The sequence below is a fragment of the Streptomyces sp. NPDC088810 genome, assembly GCF_044750305.1.
In the GTDB taxonomy this organism is placed as follows: Bacteria; Actinomycetota; Actinomycetes; order Streptomycetales; family Streptomycetaceae; genus Streptomyces.
The window spans coordinates 167,003-184,869 of sequence record NZ_JBIVJQ010000015.1 but is presented as its reverse complement, the minus strand read 5'-3'; the positions used below and the strand labels follow the sequence as shown (position 1 = coordinate 184,869).

At 68.3% G+C, this 17,867-nt stretch carries 10 protein-coding genes and 3 pseudogenes; 5 read left to right on the top strand and 8 right to left on the bottom strand.

What is annotated here, in order from left to right; genetic code table 11:
* Window positions 1-19 precede the first annotated feature (19 nt).
* The 3 genes from ACIP4Y_RS35075 to ACIP4Y_RS35065 are packed head-to-tail and all read left to right on the top strand — an operon-like array spanning window position 20 to window position 6,609.
* Window positions 20-4,492: an amino acid adenylation domain-containing protein gene (locus tag ACIP4Y_RS35075; protein ID WP_401400185.1), complete on the top strand. Its 4,473-nt coding sequence runs from the start codon at window positions 20-22 to the stop codon at window positions 4,490-4,492.
* A gap of 56 nt (window positions 4,493-4,548) precedes the next feature.
* Window positions 4,549-5,814, top strand: a complete 1,266-nt coding sequence (locus ACIP4Y_RS35070; RefSeq protein WP_401400182.1) for a cation:proton antiporter — start codon at window positions 4,549-4,551, stop codon at window positions 5,812-5,814.
* A 48-nt stretch (window positions 5,815-5,862) separates the two neighbouring features.
* Window positions 5,863-6,609, top strand: a complete 747-nt coding sequence (locus tag ACIP4Y_RS35065; protein ID WP_401400179.1) for an aspartyl/asparaginyl beta-hydroxylase domain-containing protein — start codon at window positions 5,863-5,865, stop codon at window positions 6,607-6,609.
* 117 nt (window positions 6,610-6,726) lie between these two features.
* Here the strand turns inward: ACIP4Y_RS35065 and ACIP4Y_RS35060 are convergent.
* The 4 genes and pseudogenes from ACIP4Y_RS35060 to ACIP4Y_RS35045 form a co-directional block, all read right to left on the bottom strand.
* Window positions 6,727-6,819, bottom strand: a pseudogene (locus ACIP4Y_RS35060) (IS5/IS1182 family transposase); the annotation flags it as partial.
* Window positions 6,820-6,960: 141 nt separating this feature from the next.
* Window positions 6,961-7,650, bottom strand: a complete 690-nt coding sequence (locus ACIP4Y_RS35055; protein ID WP_401400176.1) for a hypothetical protein — start codon at window positions 7,648-7,650, stop codon at window positions 6,961-6,963.
* 29 nt (window positions 7,651-7,679) lie between these two features.
* Entirely contained in the window at window positions 7,680-10,031 is a 2,352-nt protein-coding gene (locus ACIP4Y_RS35050) for a hypothetical protein (RefSeq protein WP_401400173.1), read from the bottom strand.
* Window positions 10,032-10,051: 20 nt separating this feature from the next.
* Window positions 10,052-10,483 carry a hypothetical protein gene (locus ACIP4Y_RS35045; protein WP_401400171.1) on the bottom strand — a complete coding sequence of 144 codons (432 nt, stop codon included), beginning with the start codon at window positions 10,481-10,483 and terminating at the stop codon, window positions 10,052-10,054.
* Window positions 10,484-10,837: 354 nt separating this feature from the next.
* Between ACIP4Y_RS35045 and ACIP4Y_RS35040 the strand changes: the two are divergent.
* A pseudogene (locus tag ACIP4Y_RS35040) lies at window positions 10,838-10,951 on the top strand (IS5/IS1182 family transposase); the annotation flags it as partial.
* A gap of 387 nt (window positions 10,952-11,338) precedes the next feature.
* On the opposite strand, the gene ACIP4Y_RS35035 reads toward ACIP4Y_RS35040, so the two are convergent.
* The 3 genes from ACIP4Y_RS35035 to ACIP4Y_RS35025 all read right to left on the bottom strand — a co-directional run bounded on the left by ACIP4Y_RS35035 (window position 11,339) and on the right by ACIP4Y_RS35025 (window position 16,426).
* Entirely contained in the window at window positions 11,339-12,589 is a 1,251-nt protein-coding gene (locus tag ACIP4Y_RS35035) for an erythromycin esterase family protein (protein WP_401400168.1), read from the bottom strand.
* A 1,264-nt stretch (window positions 12,590-13,853) separates the two neighbouring features.
* Window positions 13,854-15,539 carry a ribonuclease J gene (locus ACIP4Y_RS35030; RefSeq protein ID WP_401400166.1) on the bottom strand — a complete coding sequence of 562 codons (1,686 nt, stop codon included), beginning with the start codon at window positions 15,537-15,539 and terminating at the stop codon, window positions 13,854-13,856.
* Window positions 15,540-16,087: 548 nt separating this feature from the next.
* On the bottom strand, window positions 16,088-16,426 hold the full coding sequence (locus tag ACIP4Y_RS35025; RefSeq protein WP_401400163.1) for a MerR family transcriptional regulator: 339 nt from the start codon (window positions 16,424-16,426) through the stop codon (window positions 16,088-16,090).
* 811 nt (window positions 16,427-17,237) lie between these two features.
* Here ACIP4Y_RS35025 and ACIP4Y_RS35020 point away from each other — a divergent pair.
* Window positions 17,238-17,447: pseudogene (locus ACIP4Y_RS35020) on the top strand (hypothetical protein); the annotation flags it as partial.
* 68 nt (window positions 17,448-17,515) lie between these two features.
* On the opposite strand, the gene ACIP4Y_RS35015 reads toward ACIP4Y_RS35020, so the two are convergent.
* Window positions 17,516-17,842, bottom strand: a complete 327-nt coding sequence (locus ACIP4Y_RS35015) for an SCO5918 family protein (RefSeq protein WP_401400160.1) — start codon at window positions 17,840-17,842, stop codon at window positions 17,516-17,518.
* Window positions 17,843-17,867: the final 25 nt, after the last annotated feature.

Sequence of the window (17,867 nt, the reverse complement as noted above, 5' to 3'; positions counted from 1 at the left end):
ACTCGGCGAGATCGAAGCCGTGTTGGGACACTTCCCCGGACTGTCCCAGGTCGCGGTCGTGGCCCGCGAGGACCAGCCCGGCGACAAGCGCCTGGTCGCCTACGTGGTCACCGACACCGACACCCTGGACACCCAAGCGCTGCGCGCACACACGGCCGGCCTGCTGCCGGAGTACATGGTCCCCTCCACGTTCGTCGTGCTCGACCGGCTCCCGCTGACCACCAACGGCAAGGTCGACCACCGCGCCCTGCCCGCACCCGACCAGCCCACCGCCGGCACCGGACGCGCCCCGCGAACAGCGCGCGAGGAGATCCTCTGCGGCCTGTTCGCCGACATCCTCGGCGTGCCGGCGGTCGGCATCGACGACAACTTCTTCGAACTGGGCGGCCACTCCCTCCTCGCCACCCGCCTCATCAGCCGCATCCGCACCACCCTCGACATCGAACTGCCGGTACGCACCCTCTTCGAAACCCCCACCATCGCCACGCTCGCCGCCCGGATCACCGAGGCAGGCTCGGCCCGGACCGCGCTGACCACGATGGAGCGCCCGGCACGGATTCCGCTGTCACCGGCGCAGAACCGGTTGTGGTTCCTCAACAAGCTGGAGGGCGCGAACGCCACGTACAACGTCCCGGTGGCGTTCCGGATCACCGGGGACCTGGACACGGGTGCTCTCGAGCAGGCTCTGAACGATGTGGTGGTACGGCACGAAAGCCTGCGGACGGTCTTCCAGGAGATCGACGGCAGCTCGGCCCAGACGGTGCTGGGAACGGACGCCGTCGAGGTGAAGCTGCATCAGGTCATCTGCCGGGAAGGCGAGGTGCACGCCGCGCTGCGCGACGCGGGACAGTACGTGTTCGACCTGGCTACCGAGCTCCCGCTCCGGACGACGCTGTTCACCGTCGGCCCCGACGAGCACGTCCTGCTGCTGCTCGTGCACCACATCGCGAGCGACGGTGCCTCGATGGGGCCGCTCGGACACGATCTGGAGACCGCGTTCCGCGCCCGGCTCCAGGGCCGGGCGCCGGAATGGTCGCCGTTGCCGGTGCAGTACGCCGACTACACCCTGTGGCTGCACGAACTCCTCGGCACGGAGGACGACCCCGACTCCTTGGCGAACAAGCAGCTCGCCTTCTGGAAGCGGGCCCTGGACGGAATTCCCGACCAGCTCGAGCTGCCCTTCGACCGCCCCCGGCCGAAGATCGCCGACTACCGCGGCGACACCGTCCCGATCCGGATCGACGCCGACCTCCACCGCGCGCTCCTCCGCCTGGCCCAGGAGACCAACACCACGCTGTTCATGGTGCTCCAGGCCGCCCTCGCCACCCTGCTCAGCCGGCTCGGCGCGGGCTCGGACATCCCCCTGGGAACCCCCGTCGCCGGACGCACCGACGAAGCACTGGACGACCTCGTCGGCTTCTTCGTCAACACCCTCGTCCTGCGCAACGACACCTCGGGCAACCCGACGTTCCGCGAACTCCTCGCCCGCACCCGCGAGACCGACCTGACCGCCTACTCCCACCAGGACATCCCGTTCGAACGACTGGTGGAAGCGATCAACCCCCAGCGCTCACTGGCCCGCCACCCCTTGTTCCAGGTCATCTTCGGCGTGGACGCCACCAGCGGCAGTGCGCTGAGCCTGCCCGGCCTGACGGTGGCTCAGGAGCTGGTCCCGTTCGAGTACAGCAGGTTCGACCTGGGCTTCAACTTCACCGAGCAGACCGGGATCGACAGCCGTCCGGACGGAATCGGCGGCCTGCTGCACTACCGGACGGACCTGTTCGACCACGAGAGCGTCGAGGCCCTCGTGACCCGGCTGGTGCGAGTGATCGAAGCGGTGGTCGCGGATCCGGACCGGCCGGTCGGCCGGATCGAGATCCTCTCCGCGACGGAGCGGCGGCAGGTTCTGGAGGAGTGGAACGACACCGGGGCCGAGCTGACCGACGCGACGGTTCCCGCGCTCTTCCAGTCGGAGGTCGCCCTGACGCCCGGGCGCCCGGCCGTCCTGGCCGCCGACGCCGACCTGAGCTACGCCGAGCTGAACGAGCGGGCCAACCGCCTGGCCCACCACCTGATCGCGCACGGGGTCGGCCCTGAGCAGTTCGTCGCTCTCGCTCTGCCGCGTACCGCGCAGACCATGGTGGCGCTGCTCGCCGTCCTCAAGGCGGGAGCCGCCTATCTGCCGGTCGACCCCGCGTACCCGGCGGACCGGATCGCCTACCTGCTGCAGGATGCCGAGCCGGCACTCGTCCTCACTGTCGAGGAGACCGAGCAGGTGATCCCGGACGGCTCCCGGACTCCGCGCCTGGTCCTGGACGCTCCCGACGTCGTCGCCGCGCTGGAGAGCCGGCCCGCCACCGACCCGACCGACCGTGATCGCGGCAGCGTCCTGCAGCCGCTGCACCCGGCGTACATCATCTACACCTCGGGCTCGACCGGCCGTCCCAAGGGCGTCGTCGTCACCCATGCCAACGTGACCAACCTGGTCGCCTGGGCCCGTGCCGAGTTCGGCGAACAGCGGCTGGCACACGTCCTGTTCACCACGTCGCTCAACTTCGACGTCTCCCTGTTCGAGATGTTCGGCCCGCTGCTGACCGGCGGTTGCATCGAAGTGCTCCGTGACCTGCTGGCGCTGGGCGACCGGGACGCCGACGACCGTTCGGAGGTCCTGGTGAGCGGAGTTCCGTCCGCGCTCGCCCGGATCGTGTCCCAGGGCGACGTACGCACCACTGCGGAGACCGTGGTGTTCTGCGGCGAGGCCCTCACGGCCCAGGCCGCCGCCGAGGTCAAGGCGGAACTCCAGGCCGAGCGCGTGTACAACGTCTACGGCCCGACCGAGGCAACGGTGTACGCCACGGTGTGGTCCACGGACGCCCCCGTCACGGAGGCGCCGTCGATCGGCCGCCCGCTGCACAACACGCGGACCTACGTCCTGGACGGCAATCTGCAGCCGGTTCCGGCGGGCGTGGCCGGGGAGCTCTACCTGGCGGGCGAGGGCCTGGCCCGCGGGTACTTCGGGCGTCCTGACCTGACCGCGGAGCGGTTCGTGGCCGACCCGTTCGGCCCGGCCGGCAGCCGGATGTACCGCACCGGTGACCTGGCCCGCTGGTCCGACGAGGGACTGCTGGAGTACCTGGGCCGGGTCGACGACCAGGTCAAGATCCGCGGCTTCCGCATCGAACTCGGCGAGATCGAAGCCGTGTTGGGCCGCTTCCCCGGCCTCTCCCAGGTCGCGGTCGTGGCCCGCGAGGACCGGCCCGGCGACAAGCGCCTGGTCGCCTACGCGGTCGCCTCGGCCGGCGGCGACACCGTGGACACCGAGGCCCTGCGCACCCATGCGGCCGGTCTGCTGCCGGAGTACATGGTGCCCTCCGCCTTCGTGGTGCTGGAGGCGCTGCCGCTGACCGCCAACGGCAAGCTGAACCGCCGGGCCCTGCCTGCGCCGTCGTACGAGGCGGACATGGCCGGACGCGGTCCGCGGACCCCGCGGGAGGAAATCCTGTGCGGTCTGTTCGCGGAGGTCCTGGGCGTGCCGGCGGTCGGAATCGACGACAGCTTCTTCGAGTTGGGCGGCCACTCCCTGCTGGCAGTCCAACTGATCGGCCGCATCCGGGACGTCCTCGGCGACACGCTCGCCATTCGAGCTCTCTTTGCCGCGCCCACGCCCGCCACTCTTGCCGAACAGCTGGGCCGGTCCTCGGTCGGGGAGGCGTTCGGGGTTCTCCTGCCCATCAAGGACCACGGCGGCAGCAACTCGGCCATCTTCTGCGTCCACCCCGTGAGCGGAATCGGCTGGTGCTATTCGCCGCTGGCCGGTATCGCCTCCCCGGAACACTCTGTCTATGCCCTCCAGGCACGAGGCATGGACGGCGAGGACGCACTCCCGGCTTCGATCCAGGAGATGGCGGCCGACTACGTCCAGCAGATTCGTGCTGTGCAGGAATCGGGTCCGTACCACCTGATGGGCTGGTCCTTCGGTGGTGTCGTCGCCCATGAGATGGCCGTCCAGCTGAGGGCCCAGGGCGAGCAGGTGGAGACCCTCGCGCTGCTGGACTCCTACCCCGTGGACACGACCGAGGATCCGCTCCCGGTCACGGACGAGGACGTGGTGGTGGGACTTGCCGAGTTCTTCGGAGTCCAGGCCGAGGACGGCGAGGAGCCACTCACCATGACCGGGATCGTGGCGGCACTGCGCCGGGACCGGAGCGTGTTCACCGAGCTTGCCGAGCGGCATCTCGCAGACATCGCCGCGATTTACGAGAACAATCACCGCATCATGACGGAGCACATCCCCGGTGAATTCGACGGCAACGTCAAATTCTACGAGGCGGAACACGGCAGGCCTGCTGACCTGCACGCGGCGACTGCCTGGAGCGCATACGTGTCGGGCCGGCTCGACGTCGCGAGCATTGCCTGCAGTCATGCGGAAATGGCTCGGCGGGACTCGCTGGCCGAAATATGGCGGGACATCGCTCGGACGAATGCGCGATAGGTCCCTGCAAGAACTCACAGAACTGGTGTTTCGCCGTGGCTATTGATCTGCCCGCCGTGTCTCCGATATCCCATCTCTTCCTGATGCTCTCCCTGATCATGGTCTGCTGCCATGTCGCCGGCCGCCTCTGCCGGCGGCTGGGGCAGCCGCCGGTCATCGGCGAGATCCTGACCGGCATCGCGCTGGGCCCGTCCCTGCTCGGAGCCGTCTGGCCGGCGGGGCAGCGGTGGCTCTTTCCGGCGGGCCTGCTGCCCGTGGTCAACGCACTGGCTCAGGTCGGCCTGGTCCTCTTCATGTTCCTGATCGGGTACGAGTTGAACCTGCGGGAGGTCGGTGGCCGCAGCAGGGTCGCGGTGCTGGTCAGCAACGTGAGCGTGGCCGTGCCCATCTTCGGCGGGATCCTCCTCGCACTCGTGATGTACGGGCGGTTCGCCGAACCCGGCATCGAGTTCCCGGCGTTCGCGCTCTTCATCGCCCTGTCCATGAGCGTCACGGCGTTCCCGGTGCTCGCGCGGATCCTGACGGACCGGAAGATCGACCGAACCCCCGTGGGGGCACTCGCCCTCACGTGCGCGGCCGTCGACGACATCACCGCCTGGTGCCTGCTCGCCCTGGCGACCGCACTGGGACGGAACACCTCGCTAACCGCGGTGGTCACCACCGTCACCCTCACTGCTGTGTTCATCTCCGTGATGATGTACGGAGTGCGCCCCGTGCTGGTCCGGCTGGCCGAGCGTCACGCGGATCGGCTGGGCGGGGGTACGGCACTCCTGCTCGTGATCCTCGCCGGGATCCTGCTGGCGTCGTTCGCCACTGACTGGATCGGCATCCACCCGCTGTTCGGAGCGTTCCTGTTCGGCGCCATCGTTCCGCGCGGTGCGGCGCAGACGGCAGCCGTGGAACAGGTGCGAGGCGTCACCGTGGTGCTTCTGCTGCCGCTGTTCTTCGTCTACTCCGGACTGCAGACCAACTTCCGACTGCTCGGTGCGGAGCCCGGCCTGTGGGGCTGGTGCGCCCTCATCGTCGCCGTCGCGACCGTCAGCAAGTGGGCCGGGAGCACCGGTGCGGCCCGACTGGCCGGGCTCGGCTGGCGGGAGTCGCTCTCGCTCGGCGCACTCATGAACTGCCGGGGGCTGACCGAGCTCGTGGTGCTCGGCGTCGGACTGCAGACGAAGATCATCACGCCCACGGTGTTCGCGATGCTCGTGGTGATGACGCTGGTCACCACGGTGCTGACCGCGCCCGCACTCACCCTGATCGACCGCCTGGCGGCCCGGCAGCGAGCAACTCCGTCCAGCAGCGCGAACACCGTGGCCCACTGACCGCCACCGCTCCACCCACCTCACCACCCCGCCCAGAAGGAGCGAGACATGACTCCCGAAATCGATGAGATCTTCCAGGCCGTGAAGGACCGGCACGGAGCCGACTCCATCACCCGCGTCGAGGAGATGGTGTACGCCAAGCGGCAGGAGCGGCATCCGCTGCAGAAAGACGCCAAGTGGATCATGCCGGGGATCTCCCAGAAGCCGTGGCACGATCCCTACGAGCACCCGGAGATCGAGCCCGTCGTCCGCGCCTTCGAAGCCGGCCACGGCGCCATCAAGCAGGAGCTCGCGGCCGCCTGGTCCGACCGCAACAGCGCCTTCACCGACTACGAGCACTACCTGACCCGCCAGGAGAACTGGCAGGCGCTGTACCTCTTCCGCGACGGCGGGCCGGTGGAGTCCTCGGCCGCTCTGGTGCCCACCGCGTACACCATCCTCACCCGCGAGGTCGTCGAGCAAGGCAAGCTCTGTCCCCTCCTGGAGAGCCACTTCTCGACGCTGCTGCCCGGTGCCTCGATCGCCCCGCACTGCGACCTGTGGAACTTCAGCATCAACCTGCACCTGGCGATCGACATCCCCGAGGGATGCGGCATCACGGTGGCCGGCGAGACCCGGCAGTGGCAGGAGGGCGAGTGCCTGCTCTTCGACTACTCCTTCGAGCACGAGGCGTGGAACAAGGGCGACAGGCCGCGCACCTGTCTCCTCGTCGACCTGTGGCACCCGGAGACGACCGCCCCGGAGCGTGAGGCCCTGGTCGGTCTCATCACCGAGATCCGCAAGCTGATGGGCTGAACCCCGAGTGCACCCTGGGCTCGCAGCTCTCCGTGACGAGAGCTGCGAGCCCAGGGTTCCGGACAGGGCCTTGAAGGTGACCTTCAGCAGGGCGTTGGCCCGTTCACCGACCAGGCCGTGCGCGCGGGCGCAGGTAGTGTCGTGCTCGCGGCCGGGGCCGACTGGCGAGACCCACAGCGGCCAGCCGTCCGGGGCGGCGATGACCTGCACGAGCATGGATGGCCGCATGTCAGGCTCTGTCGGCGACTTCCTGGACGGGGAGGGGCGGCCGAGAGCCTCGTCCTGACGGACGTCGTCCTGGAGGACACGACGTACCTGCCCGGTTGACGCGAGAGGCGAATACGTCAGCGGCTACGCGGGATCCAGCACGGGCCGCGCGGGGAGCCCGCCGTTCTTCTCGCAGCGCAGTTCCTTGGCCATGGCCAGCGAGAAGGAGTGGGCCACGGTCGCGTAGGCGTCCTTCAACGCCTTGACGTCTCCCTCGGGTGGCTTCGGCATACCCCAGCGCTGCACGCCGATGTCGATGTGGGCCACTCCCGACGAGTGGGACAACCTGTCGCTCCTGCACGCGAACCGGACGTACGCCATGTCCGCCGCTGCCAGGGCCTCCTCCCCCATCTTCAGCACGGTGAACTTCGGGGCCGCCGGCTCGTCCGTCGGGGCACCGTCAGCCAGCCTCCAGGTGATTCTGAGCTCGAATTCCGGCGTGCCGAGGGGCGTGTAGACACGGCAGGCGTCTTTGGCCACGGTGGAGATCGGGAACGCCTCGACAAGGTCCGCCGCGGCCTGCGCGACCGTGTACTTCTTCGCCGACGCCTCGAAGCGCGACGACCCGGTGATCGTCTTCAGTGCCTTGGACGCGTCGGCGGACAGGGCATCGCCACCGCAGAGTCGTGTCCCCGCTACGACCTTGTAGTCCTTCGGAGCTTCGCCCTCATCTCCGTCCCCACCACAACCGGTGGCCCCGAGCAACAACGAGCCGGCCGTCGCCACGGAGAGGAGCCCCCCGCGCACCGACCTACGACTGATCACTGTCCGCATCCTCGTGTCTCCTCAGCCGTCCAACAACATCAGCCGGTCTCCGGGTCGTTGCCCTGCTGGTTCTCCCTGTCGTTACCGGTCCCGTAGCCGATCAGCATCGATTCGCGCAGGTCCTGCGCGAACTCGTCCTTCCCGGGGTCCACGCCGTGATGCTGCAGGAACTCCTCCATCGGAGACTCGGCCATGCTCTCACCGCCGGAGTAGATCTTCTTCCTCTCCTCCTCGGTGAGGTCCTCCATCTTCTCCTTGTGCTCATCCACCGAGTTGTCGGAGATGTCGCCGACCATCTGGCTGATGACCTGTTCGGCAGCACCACTGGCGGTATCGGTCGCCAGCGGGATGAGCACCGCGGCCGTGCCCACGGCCGCGGTCGCGGGCAGGAAGGCGACGCCCGCCGCGATGCCCGCCGTGGCCCCGAACTCGACCCAGCCCGCCCGCTTGGCGACCGCCTTCTCGTAGTCCTCGTGGGTCTTGAGGTTCGTCGCCTCCACCTGGTCGGCCCGGGACTGGTCGAGCATGCCCTGCACCTCGGCGCCCACGCGCACGGTCGCCCTGGCAGCGCCCTCGTTGATCTTTCCGTCCGGGCCCGCTGTCTCTTCCAGCGCGCTGCGGGTGTAGACCTGCTCCGCGGTCGAGACCGTCGCGTAGGCGTCCGGGTGCTGGCCCAGGGTGCTGAGGAAGCCCCGGACGACGCTCCGCCCGTTCCCGTCGGCGGTGTCCGCGAAGTCGAGGTGCCCGTCCGGGTTCTTGCCCGGCGCGAACACGCTGTCCGGATCGTTCTTGTCCAGCGCCCAGTTGATGTCGTCGATGTAGCCGGCGCCCATGACGCCCAGGCTGTCGGCCATCGCCTGGTGGTGCTCCTTGAGCAGACCCGGGTCCGCACCGTACTTCTCCATGACCTTCTGCATGACCGCGGCGTTGTCCGCGTCGCGCACCACGCCGGCGTCCGGGTGCCCGACGGGGTAGCCGAGGGTCGCTGCCTCCAGGGCGTGGCCGAGGGCGTCGGGCATCTGGTCGAGCGACGCCTTGCGCTCCTTCTCGTCGAGCGAGTTGACGTCGGGGAAGGACTCCCACTTCTCGTTGCCGAAGAAGTCGAGGTAGTTGTCGATCGCCTCGCCGTCCTTGTTCTTTCCGAGGTCGGCCGTGGCACCGTGCTTGACGGTGCCGTCCTCGTTGTACGCGGTAGGGGGGTCCGCGAAGAACTTCTTCGCCGCTTCCGGACTGTTGCCGAGCGCTTCCAGCATGGCGGTGGCCGGGTCGTAGCCGGCCCCGTTCACGCCGGAGGGGTTGAACGGGTTCTTGAACGGACTGTTCACCACCTTGTTCTCGGCGAACATGTACGGGTCCTTGGCGTGCAGCTGCGCCACGTGTTCGGCGATCGGGTTGAGGAACTTCGCGTCGTAGTTCCCGTACCGCATGATCCCGCCGAGCAGCTGGTATCCGAACGGCCCGCCGTAGTCGTGCTTGGCCAGCGGAATGCGCTCCGTACCCAACTTGCGGAGTTCCGGACCCCACTTGTCGGTGAAGTCCTTGTCGTGGGAGGCGGTGGCCAGGTTGAGGCCGAGGTTTTTCTGGAGCTCCTGGACGTCCTTGAGGCGCTCCGAGTCGACTTTGCCGTACTCGTACGTGTCCGTGGAGAGCTGGCCGAAGAACGCGAGCGCCTTCTCGGGGCCGAGCTTCTCGTAGAAGCCCTTGGAGAACTCCACCGACGAGCTGTTGTCCTTCAGCAGCTCGTTGAGCTGTTGAAGTTCGGTGTGTGTGAGGTCCCGGCCCTTGGCCGCCAGAGCGGCGGCGCGGGCGGCCTCCTCCTGGTCCAGCTTCGTGTACGTCGGAGCGCTGAAGTCCTTGCGGTCGGTGACGTTGGCTTCGAGGGTGTTCTTGAGGGCGAGGTCGGTGTCGTTGCAGTTGTCGACGATGAGGTCGATCCGCTTCTGCCACGACTCGATGTTCCGCTTCTCCTCCTGCAGCAGCTCGCTGTAGTCGGGGTCGTGCCGCGCCGCGGGGATCTCGGACAACGGGTTCCGCGCCGTGACCTTGCCGTTGCCGTCCACGCGGATGCCGGCCGCGGGCCCCTCGTGGTCCCGGATGTTGATCAGGTCGTCCTTGGCCTTCTTGATGGCCGCGTGACCCTCTTCCAGGATCAGCTTCACACCCTTGGCCTCGGCCGCGGCGTCCGCGAACTCCTTGGCCGTCTTACCGATGAACGCCTTGGTGACCCCTGCGTTGACGCCCTCCCAGGCCGCTTTGTCCGCCTTTGCCTTCATCCCGTCGGCGGCGTCGGTGGCGAGCTTGTCCAGCTTCCCCGCCATCTCCGACCAGTCGTCGACGGCGGCCTTCAGCTTCGCCACCGGGGCGTCGATGATGTCCTCGTACTTCAGCATGTTGCGCGCTCCCCCGAGCCCTACTTCATGTATTCCGTGAGCACGGATATCCGCGTGAGATCTCCCTCGATCTTCGCCTCGTCCTTGGCGTGCTGGGCCTTGCTGTAATCGAGGTGATTCGAAATCTGCGCACAGGCGTCCAGCAGCGTCTTCAGGTGGTTCTGCCAGAAGTCATGCACCTTCAGCACGGCCGAACCGCTCACGAAGTTCCCGTTGGTCAGCGCCGTCGCCGCGTCGAACGTGGAGGAACGGGCGATGTCGCCCTCCTTCGCCAGCCGACCCAGCAGTTCATACGCGTCATTGCCGATAGCGCCGAGGTCGTCCCGATTGACCACCAGGTCGTTCCCGCCACCACCTCCGCCGCCGCCGTCGGCCGGAATGCTGTCGATCTGCATGGCAGTCCGCTTGGCCGCCGCCGCGCGCAGTTCAGTCCATTCTTGCTCGAACGTCATGAATTCCCCCAAGTCCATCCGGGCAGGCCACTCCACCGTACTCGCACGGCACCGATCTGATCACCTGTCGCTTGCATCATCACCCGTCCACGGGGCGGCCGCTCGCGATTCGTCAGACCCCACACATGATCCGCCACATGGTGCCGGCCCGGTGGGATCACAGGCGCGTCAGGCTCGCCTCCGAAGGCACCCGCCCCTACCTGCCCTGGGCGACACGGGTGCCCGGCATCATGGCCCGCCCCCGAGCAACGCTGCCTCTCTTGGACGCCCTCTACCGGGACGAGAGCGCATACGTGCGCCGCTCGTTCGCCGGCCATCTTCGCCTATGCTGGCACGCCCGATGTCCCGCGCCACATCGTGGTGCACCTCCCCCGGCTGCTTGCCGCGCATCGCCGTCGTCTGGGCACCGCGCGGGGCTCACGGGCACTGGGCACGTTCCGGCAGGCGGTCCTCGTGCTGCGCTGGTTCCGTGAGCGGGACTGCGTGCACGCGCCGGTGGCACTGCCAATTCCCGCCCCGTCCCTAGTTCTTCGGCAGATGCGGTTCGAGTCGAGCCCACTCGTCGTCCGGTAGATCACCCCGCCCCACATCAGCCGGAACGAGCCACCGCCAGGTGAGTCACTCGACCCGTCGGACAGCCCCTAGTGAACGCGGATTGCCGTCTCACCCAGCTATCCACGCTTTCACGGCGTGATGACGCGGCAGGGCGGCCGGGCGTCACCAACCGGTCCCGCCGCACCATGCCCCCGACAACCGTCAGGCAGCAATGAGCGAAGGGGAGGCGTCGGCAGCCATGCGATCTGCTCGGCATGAGGGAAAGGCGTCACAGGACTGGACCTGGCTCGCCGACGTCCCTCAGCTCAGCGGGACCGAGGGCGTCGAGCGGGCCACGTACGCCAATCCGTCGTACTCGCGCATGAGCACCGTTTGAGTCATGGAGAAGCGGTACGTCACGCGTGGCACGCCGGCGCCGAAGGACCGCATGAACTGCGGGCTCTCCAGCCACTGGGTGACGGCGGGCCGGGTCTTGCCGGCGCGGAGGTCGATCAGGTGGTCCTCGGAGACGGCCGAGGCGAGCTGGGCCTCGACGGAACGCGGACCCGCCGCACTGATGGTGTGCTTCCTGGGCGGTCGTGTCGCGGAGTTTCCGGGGCGGGCCCGGAAGGCCCCCTCGCCGAACAGCAGGCCCAGAGCGTAGTAGCGCTCACCGTAGTGGTCCTTGAGGTGCTGTCCCATGGCGGGTACGTCTTGCGCGTAACAGTCGGTGCAAACATGGCCGTTGTGGGCCCAGACAGCCACCTTCCCGGCGGTCCCCTCCTCCAGGGAGATCACTTCCTGGGCCATGTGGCGGTCCCGGGCGGCCAGCGCGCCCGTCTCCCCACCCTCGCCGCGTGGCGGCCGGGAGGCCACGTCGGCTGCGGCGACGACCATGCGCGCATGCCGGAGCGCGCGATCGACGGCCGCGCCCCCGATGCGCGAGGCAAGCCGGGGGCGCTCCTCCTGGAGGAATCGCTCCAGGTCACCTGCCTCGGCAAGGAGCTGGGGGCGCTGGGCCGCGAGGGAACCCGTGCTGGCCTCCGCCAGTGTGCCGAGCAGGCCGCCGGTGATGTCCGCCCGTTCCGGTGCCAGCGTGCGCAGCACGGCGGCCAGCGCCACCAGAGAAGGACCGCACCGCTGGGGGTCGATGCCGACGAAGCGTACGGCCCGGTCCTGCGGAACCGTTCGGTTGTGGTCGCGCATCCACTCGATGACGCCGAGCATTTCCCGGGTTCGCCAGGTCCAGAATCCGAGACCGGCCAATGCATCGGCGGCATCACCGGTTCCGTACAGCACATAGTCATCGACCGCCTGGGCAGCGGAGACACTGGCCTCCATGGCCAGGGCGGTGAACCCCATCTCCTCGACGAGAAAACGCAGTAACAGATGCTTGAGCCGGAAGAACTCGGATGTCCCGTGCGTCGCTTCCCCCATACCCAGGACACGTACGTCGCCCAGAACCTCGCGCAGTGGCTCCAGGTCACCGTGGCCCGGTTCCGACGCCTCGGGGTGCAAGTTCTTCAGCAGCAGCGCATTCTCTTTGAGCCATCGTTGCACATCTTCGGTCATCGCCATTTCCTTTCACGCCGCCTCTCGGCGCGTGAGCCTAGCCCTTATGCGATCAGGCCCGAACGAGTCGCACGCATTTTGGCCGAGAGTCCCGCCAGGTCCTCAAGGGTCGCATTCCAGCCATGCACAAGACCTGCACCGGCCGCACATTCAGCCACGACACCGGGATGGCCGAGAACAGGCAGGTCCGATGCCTGCCGACCGGCCTCGGGCGCCGCGTGCCGCTCCGCGGTGAGAAAGCCGCGCACCTGCTGGAGAAAGTCGGCACACGCGGCTTTCAAGCTGTCCTACGGCTTTCCGCGGGACCGGGCGTGCGTCACTGCTTCCATGGGGTGGCGCAAAGGCGTCAGGGTCACGGCCGTGCCGAACGGGATACGGAATCCCATGCCCGCGGGGTAGGCGAACTCCGCGGACGCCCGAAGTGTCGAACGAGCGTCACGTCCGTCCGTAGCAGCGCCAACGTCGGGCCGCCCAGCCGACGTCCTCAGTCCCGGCCGGTGTGGCGTAGGGCATGACGCGGCCGCGGGTGACGGATGACAGCTCGAAGAGGGTGGCGAGGTGGCCGAGGCGGTCCCGGGCCCAGGCGTCGAACGGCGGCACCGTCAGTACCTGGGGCCCCGTTGTGTCGGCCGGTGAGCCGTCATCTGCGGACCTCCGGCGGTGTCACGAAGGGAGAGGCCGTCGTGTCCACGCGGAGGCAGGCCGCGGTCGAGGCTGAAGCGTGTGGTCACTGCGCGGGGCAGGTGACGCAGCGCCTGGGACAGCAGCCGGTAACGCAGACTCGGGGTACTGATCAAGCGACCACGCTCCATGTCCTTCAGGGCTGCGGAAACCACCTGCTCGCTGGTCAGCCACATCCACCGCGGCATGTGGGTGCCGGTGCACGGTCGGAGCCATAGCCAGGCCGGTCCCTTGAAAGCGCAGGCCACCCTGCCTTGCGCACGGGCTGTGAGGCGGCCGGAGCGTCATAACTGACGAATTTTCTCTCCTCCCCGGCCGGTACACCGGGCTGTCCGCGTTTCCGATCCCCGTGGCCGTCATGTTGCTGCTCGGGCGGCAGGTCAGCTGCTGGAGGGGCTGCGGATGCCCGGCGCAGCGCTCCCGCCACCGGGCCGCCCCGGGCGCGTCCGGGGCGGAACCCGGGCGCGATTCGTAGGGGCCGACCCGGTGGCCGGTGACGAGGCTGGACATCAGCAACGACTCGTCGCCGAGTGTCACCTCGTGCACATCGGCGTCCGACCCCGGACGCCTGCCGGGCTGTGGCTCATGCGTCGATGATGACGGGGATGATGAGGGGCTTGCGGCGGTAGGTGCGGAACGCCCAGTTCGCCACGGCGCGGGCGAGGAGCTGCTCGAGTTGACGCGCGTCCCCGACGCCTTCCTTGGCCGCGGTGGCCAGGGTCTTCTCGATGACGGGGACGACCGGCTCGAACGTGGCGTCGTCGTGGACGAAGCCGCGGGCCAGGAAGTCGGGGGCCTCGGCAAGGGCGCCGGTGTCCGCGTCGACGATCGCCACCACCGTGACGACGCCTTCCTCTGCGAGGGTGAGGCGGTCCTTGAGGGACGCCTCGGTGGCGCCGCCGACTTCCATGCCGTCCACGTAGACGTTGCCGGCGGGGACCTTGCCGGTGATGGACGCGCGCCCGTCGACGAGGTCGACGACGACGCCGTCCTCGGCGATGACGACCCGCTCGGGGTCGACGCCGGTACGGATGGCGAGGTCGCCGTTGGCCCGCAGGTGGCGCCATTCGCCGTGGACTGGCATCACATTGCGGGGTTTGACGATGTTGTAGCAGTAGACGAGTTCACCGGCGCTGGCGTGTCCGGAGACGTGCACCTTGGCGTTGCCCTTGTGGACCACGTGGGCGCCCCACCGGGTGAGCCCGTTGATCACCCGGTAGATGGCGTTCTCGTTGCCGGGGATGAGGGAGCTGGCGAGCAGGACGGTGTCGCCCTTGCCGATGCGGATCATGTGGTCGCGGTTGGCCATCCGTGACAGCGCGGCCATGGGTTCGCCCTGGGAGCCGGTGCACACGAGAGTGATCTTGTGGTCCGGGAGCTTCTCCAGCTCCTTCGTGCTCACGACCAGACCGGACGGCACCTTGAGATAGCCCAGGTCACGGGCGATGCCCATGTTGCGGACCATCGACCGGCCGACGAAGGCGACCTTGCGGCCGTGCTGGTGGGCGGCGTCCAGAACCTGCTGGATGCGGTGCACGTGGCTGGCGAAGCTGGAGACGATGACCCGGCGCGGAGCGGTCCGCATCACCTGCTCGATCGCCGGGTTCAGCTCACGTTCGGAGGTGGTGAAGCCGGGTACTTCGGCGTTGGTGGAGTCGGTGAGGAACAGGTCCACGCCCTCCTCGCCGAGGCGGGCGAAGGCGCGCAGATCGGTGATGCGGTCGTCGAGAGGGAACTGGTCCATCTTGAAGTCACCGGTGTGCAGCACCATCCCGGCGCGGGTGCGGATCGCGACCGCGAGGCTGTCGGGGATGGAGTGGTTGACCGCCACGAACTCGCAGTCGAAGGGCCCGAAGCTGCGCCGGTCGCCCTCGCGTACCCGCACCGTGCGCGGCCGGATGCCGTGTTCCTTGAGCTTGGCCTCCAGGAACGCCAGCGTCAGCTTGGAGCCGACGACGGGAATGTCGGACCGCTCGCGCAGCAGGTACGGCACGCCGCCGATGTGGTCCTCGTGGCCGTGGGTGAGGACCACGGCCACAATGTCCTCCAGCCGGTCCCGGATCGAGGTGAAGTCCGGCAGGATCACGTCGACGCCGGGCTGGGTCTCCTCGGGGAACAGCACGCCGCAGTCGACGATGAGCAGCTTGCCGGCGTGCTCGAAGACGGTCATGTTGCGGCCGATCTCACCGAGGCCGCCCAGGGCGATGACCCGCAGCCCTCCTTCGGGAAGGGGCGGGGCGGCTTTCAGCTCTGGGTGCGGATGACTCATACCCTGACGGTACCCGGAGAGTGGGACGGGATGATCCATTCCCTGTGTGATCTCTTCTTCCCGAAACGGAGCGGGGCACCGGCAGCGGCTCCTCCGGGACGACCGGGTGACGGCGGCGGCCGGACAGGGACCGGACATGAGAGGTCAAGGCGGTACCGCCTTCGGTGGGTCAGCCGTGCGAGTATCGTCGGCTACGGCGAGACCGAGGTACCCGAGGTTCGAGACGGCCCCGCCCCGCAGGTACGGGTCGTAGGCGGCGTCACCGGCCCCCTGTGCGCAGGTCAGCGGAGTGTCGCCGTCGGCGCTCAGGAACCAGGACGGTGCGGCGAGCCCGTACGCCCACGGCCGCGGCCGTGCCACGACGAATCCGTCCTCTCGGCAAGGACTACTGACCGTCGCCTTCCACCGTTCGGATCCTTGCGTGTGCCGGCCCGGTACGCCGCCCGGTCGCCGCCGCACTCGCGGCCCGATCAACGACTGGGGCCGTGTGGGGGGCCTGGAGGGGAGGTGGGTGTGATAGCCCGCCGATACCGGCGGGCCCGCTCACCTCAGGCTGCGGCCGATGGACTGGACGATCCGCCGGCGCGGCGGTATTCGGCGTTGATGCGCTGGGCTTCTTCGAGCTGGTCTTCGAGGATGACGATGCGGCATGCGGCTTCGATCGGGGTGCCCTGGTCGACGAGCTCACGCGCGCGGGCCGCGATGCGCAGTTGGTAACGGGAGTAGCGGCGGTGACCGCCCTCGGAGCGCAGTGGTGTGATCAGTCGCGCTTCGCCGATGGCGCGGAGAAAGCCGGGAGTGGTACCGAGCAACTCGGCGGCCCGGCCCATCGTGTAGGCGGGGTAGTCGTCGTCGTCGAGACGGCTTAGCGACTCGGCTGCTGTCATCTCACCTCTCTGTGGAACGCGTTGAGGGGCCTTGGTGCCGTTTTGGCACCAAGGCCCCGAAGGAACTGCAACACCATCTGCCGGCCCTAGTGCTGCGCCGGCCTTCTGTTTCCGCCCAGCCGCCTGATACTCCGACGGGGGTGCGGGGATCGCTGATGCGTGACCGGAGACCACCTACCTATCGATGTCCTGCGGTACCCGAGCTCGCGTCTTCTGCCCGGGCGATCCTGATGGTGCTCGACTCCTCCGTTCTTCCCTCGGAACCAATCACTTGCAAACAGGTACTGCGTACTGCTGGTACTGCAACCGCGTCAACCGCGGTCCTGCTCACGGCGGCCCCTCGTCACTTCAGGCCACCCGGTCCGGTCGTCAGTCCCGTCGCCGCCGTACAACAACCTGGCTTCGAAACTCCACCACCGCACCGTCATGCGTGGACTACTGCCCGGCAGTTCGTGTCTGCCGGGCCTGCTCGATCTCGACTACGAAAGAAACCATAATCGCGAAGACATCGAATGTCTACTCCAGCGAGTACAGATTTGCTCCGCGTCGACGATGAGGTCTCCCGCTGGGCCGATCTGTGACTGCTGGGGACCGTCCGCAGCGCAGGTCCGACGCACGGATGAGATCCGGCTCGGTGGGTTGGCGGGCTGGGCCCAGGGTCGGGTGGACGAGGCCCGGGCATGAACGATCCGCAGACGAGGGTGACCCTGATGAACACGATGTCCGTCAACGCCACAGCTGCCCGTTCCACGCGGCCGTCGCCGACGCACGCGATACCGCACAAGGGTTCACCGAAGACCTGCGGCAGCCGGTGCCGACGGACTCCGCCGACCTGGGCGAGTTCTCCGCCTTCTTCGACACCCCCGCGAGGAAGGACGGGCCGCCCACGCATCTGCACTTCCACGTCGCCCGGATCCTGCAGGGTACGGTCGGGATCCCGGAGACGGGCGGAATGTACCGCGTTGCGATCGAGGACGTCAGTGCCTGGACCGTGGGCGATTTCAGCTACTCCGGCCACTGACCCACCGACCCCCGGCACACAGTGAGGCCCCACCGGCACGCCGGTGGGGCCTCACTGCTCGGTTCGGCTCACACCTGCCCGTACGTCAGGCGGACAGGGGGAGCGCCGAGCGTTGCGGAGGCCGGCTCGGACGGGCCGGCCATGGGCGCAGACGCGCCGGTAGGGCGGGTGCGGCAGGTGAAGCCGAGTCGGGTCATGGCCCTGAGGACTTCACCGGTGCTGAAATCGCGCCGGTCCTGGCGGGTGATGACCTGGCCGACCTGCTTGGCGGGGTAGTGGCGTCGTCCGATGATGACGAACTCACCGGTGACCGGCTCGGGTGTGACGCCCTTCATCGATTCCACCACGCCGCTCTTGGTCAGGTCGAACGGAAAGCGGGCGATGACACAGCGCATGATGCCTCCAGGGGAAGAGAAGACG

Bases quoted from the DNA above. Each gene is read 5' to 3' on its own strand.
- ACIP4Y_RS35065 (WP_401400179.1), top strand. From the start codon at position 5,863: ATGACTCCCGAAATCGATGAGATCTTCCAGGCCGTGAAGGACCGGCAC.
- ACIP4Y_RS35055 (WP_401400176.1), bottom strand. From the start codon at position 7,650: ATGCGGACAGTGATCAGTCGTAGGTCGGTGCGCGGGGGGCTCCTCTCC.
- ACIP4Y_RS35050 (WP_401400173.1), bottom strand. From the start codon at position 10,031: ATGCTGAAGTACGAGGACATCATCGACGCCCCGGTGGCGAAGCTGAAG.
- ACIP4Y_RS35045 (WP_401400171.1), bottom strand. From the start codon at position 10,483: ATGACGTTCGAGCAAGAATGGACTGAACTGCGCGCGGCGGCGGCCAAG.
- ACIP4Y_RS35035 (WP_401400168.1), bottom strand. From the start codon at position 12,589: ATGACCGAAGATGTGCAACGATGGCTCAAAGAGAATGCGCTGCTGCTG.
- ACIP4Y_RS35030 (WP_401400166.1), bottom strand. From the start codon at position 15,539: ATGAGTCATCCGCACCCAGAGCTGAAAGCCGCCCCGCCCCTTCCCGAA.
- ACIP4Y_RS35025 (WP_401400163.1), bottom strand. From the start codon at position 16,426: ATGACAGCAGCCGAGTCGCTAAGCCGTCTCGACGACGACGACTACCCC.
- ACIP4Y_RS35015 (WP_401400160.1), bottom strand. From the start codon at position 17,842: ATGCGCTGTGTCATCGCCCGCTTTCCGTTCGACCTGACCAAGAGCGGC.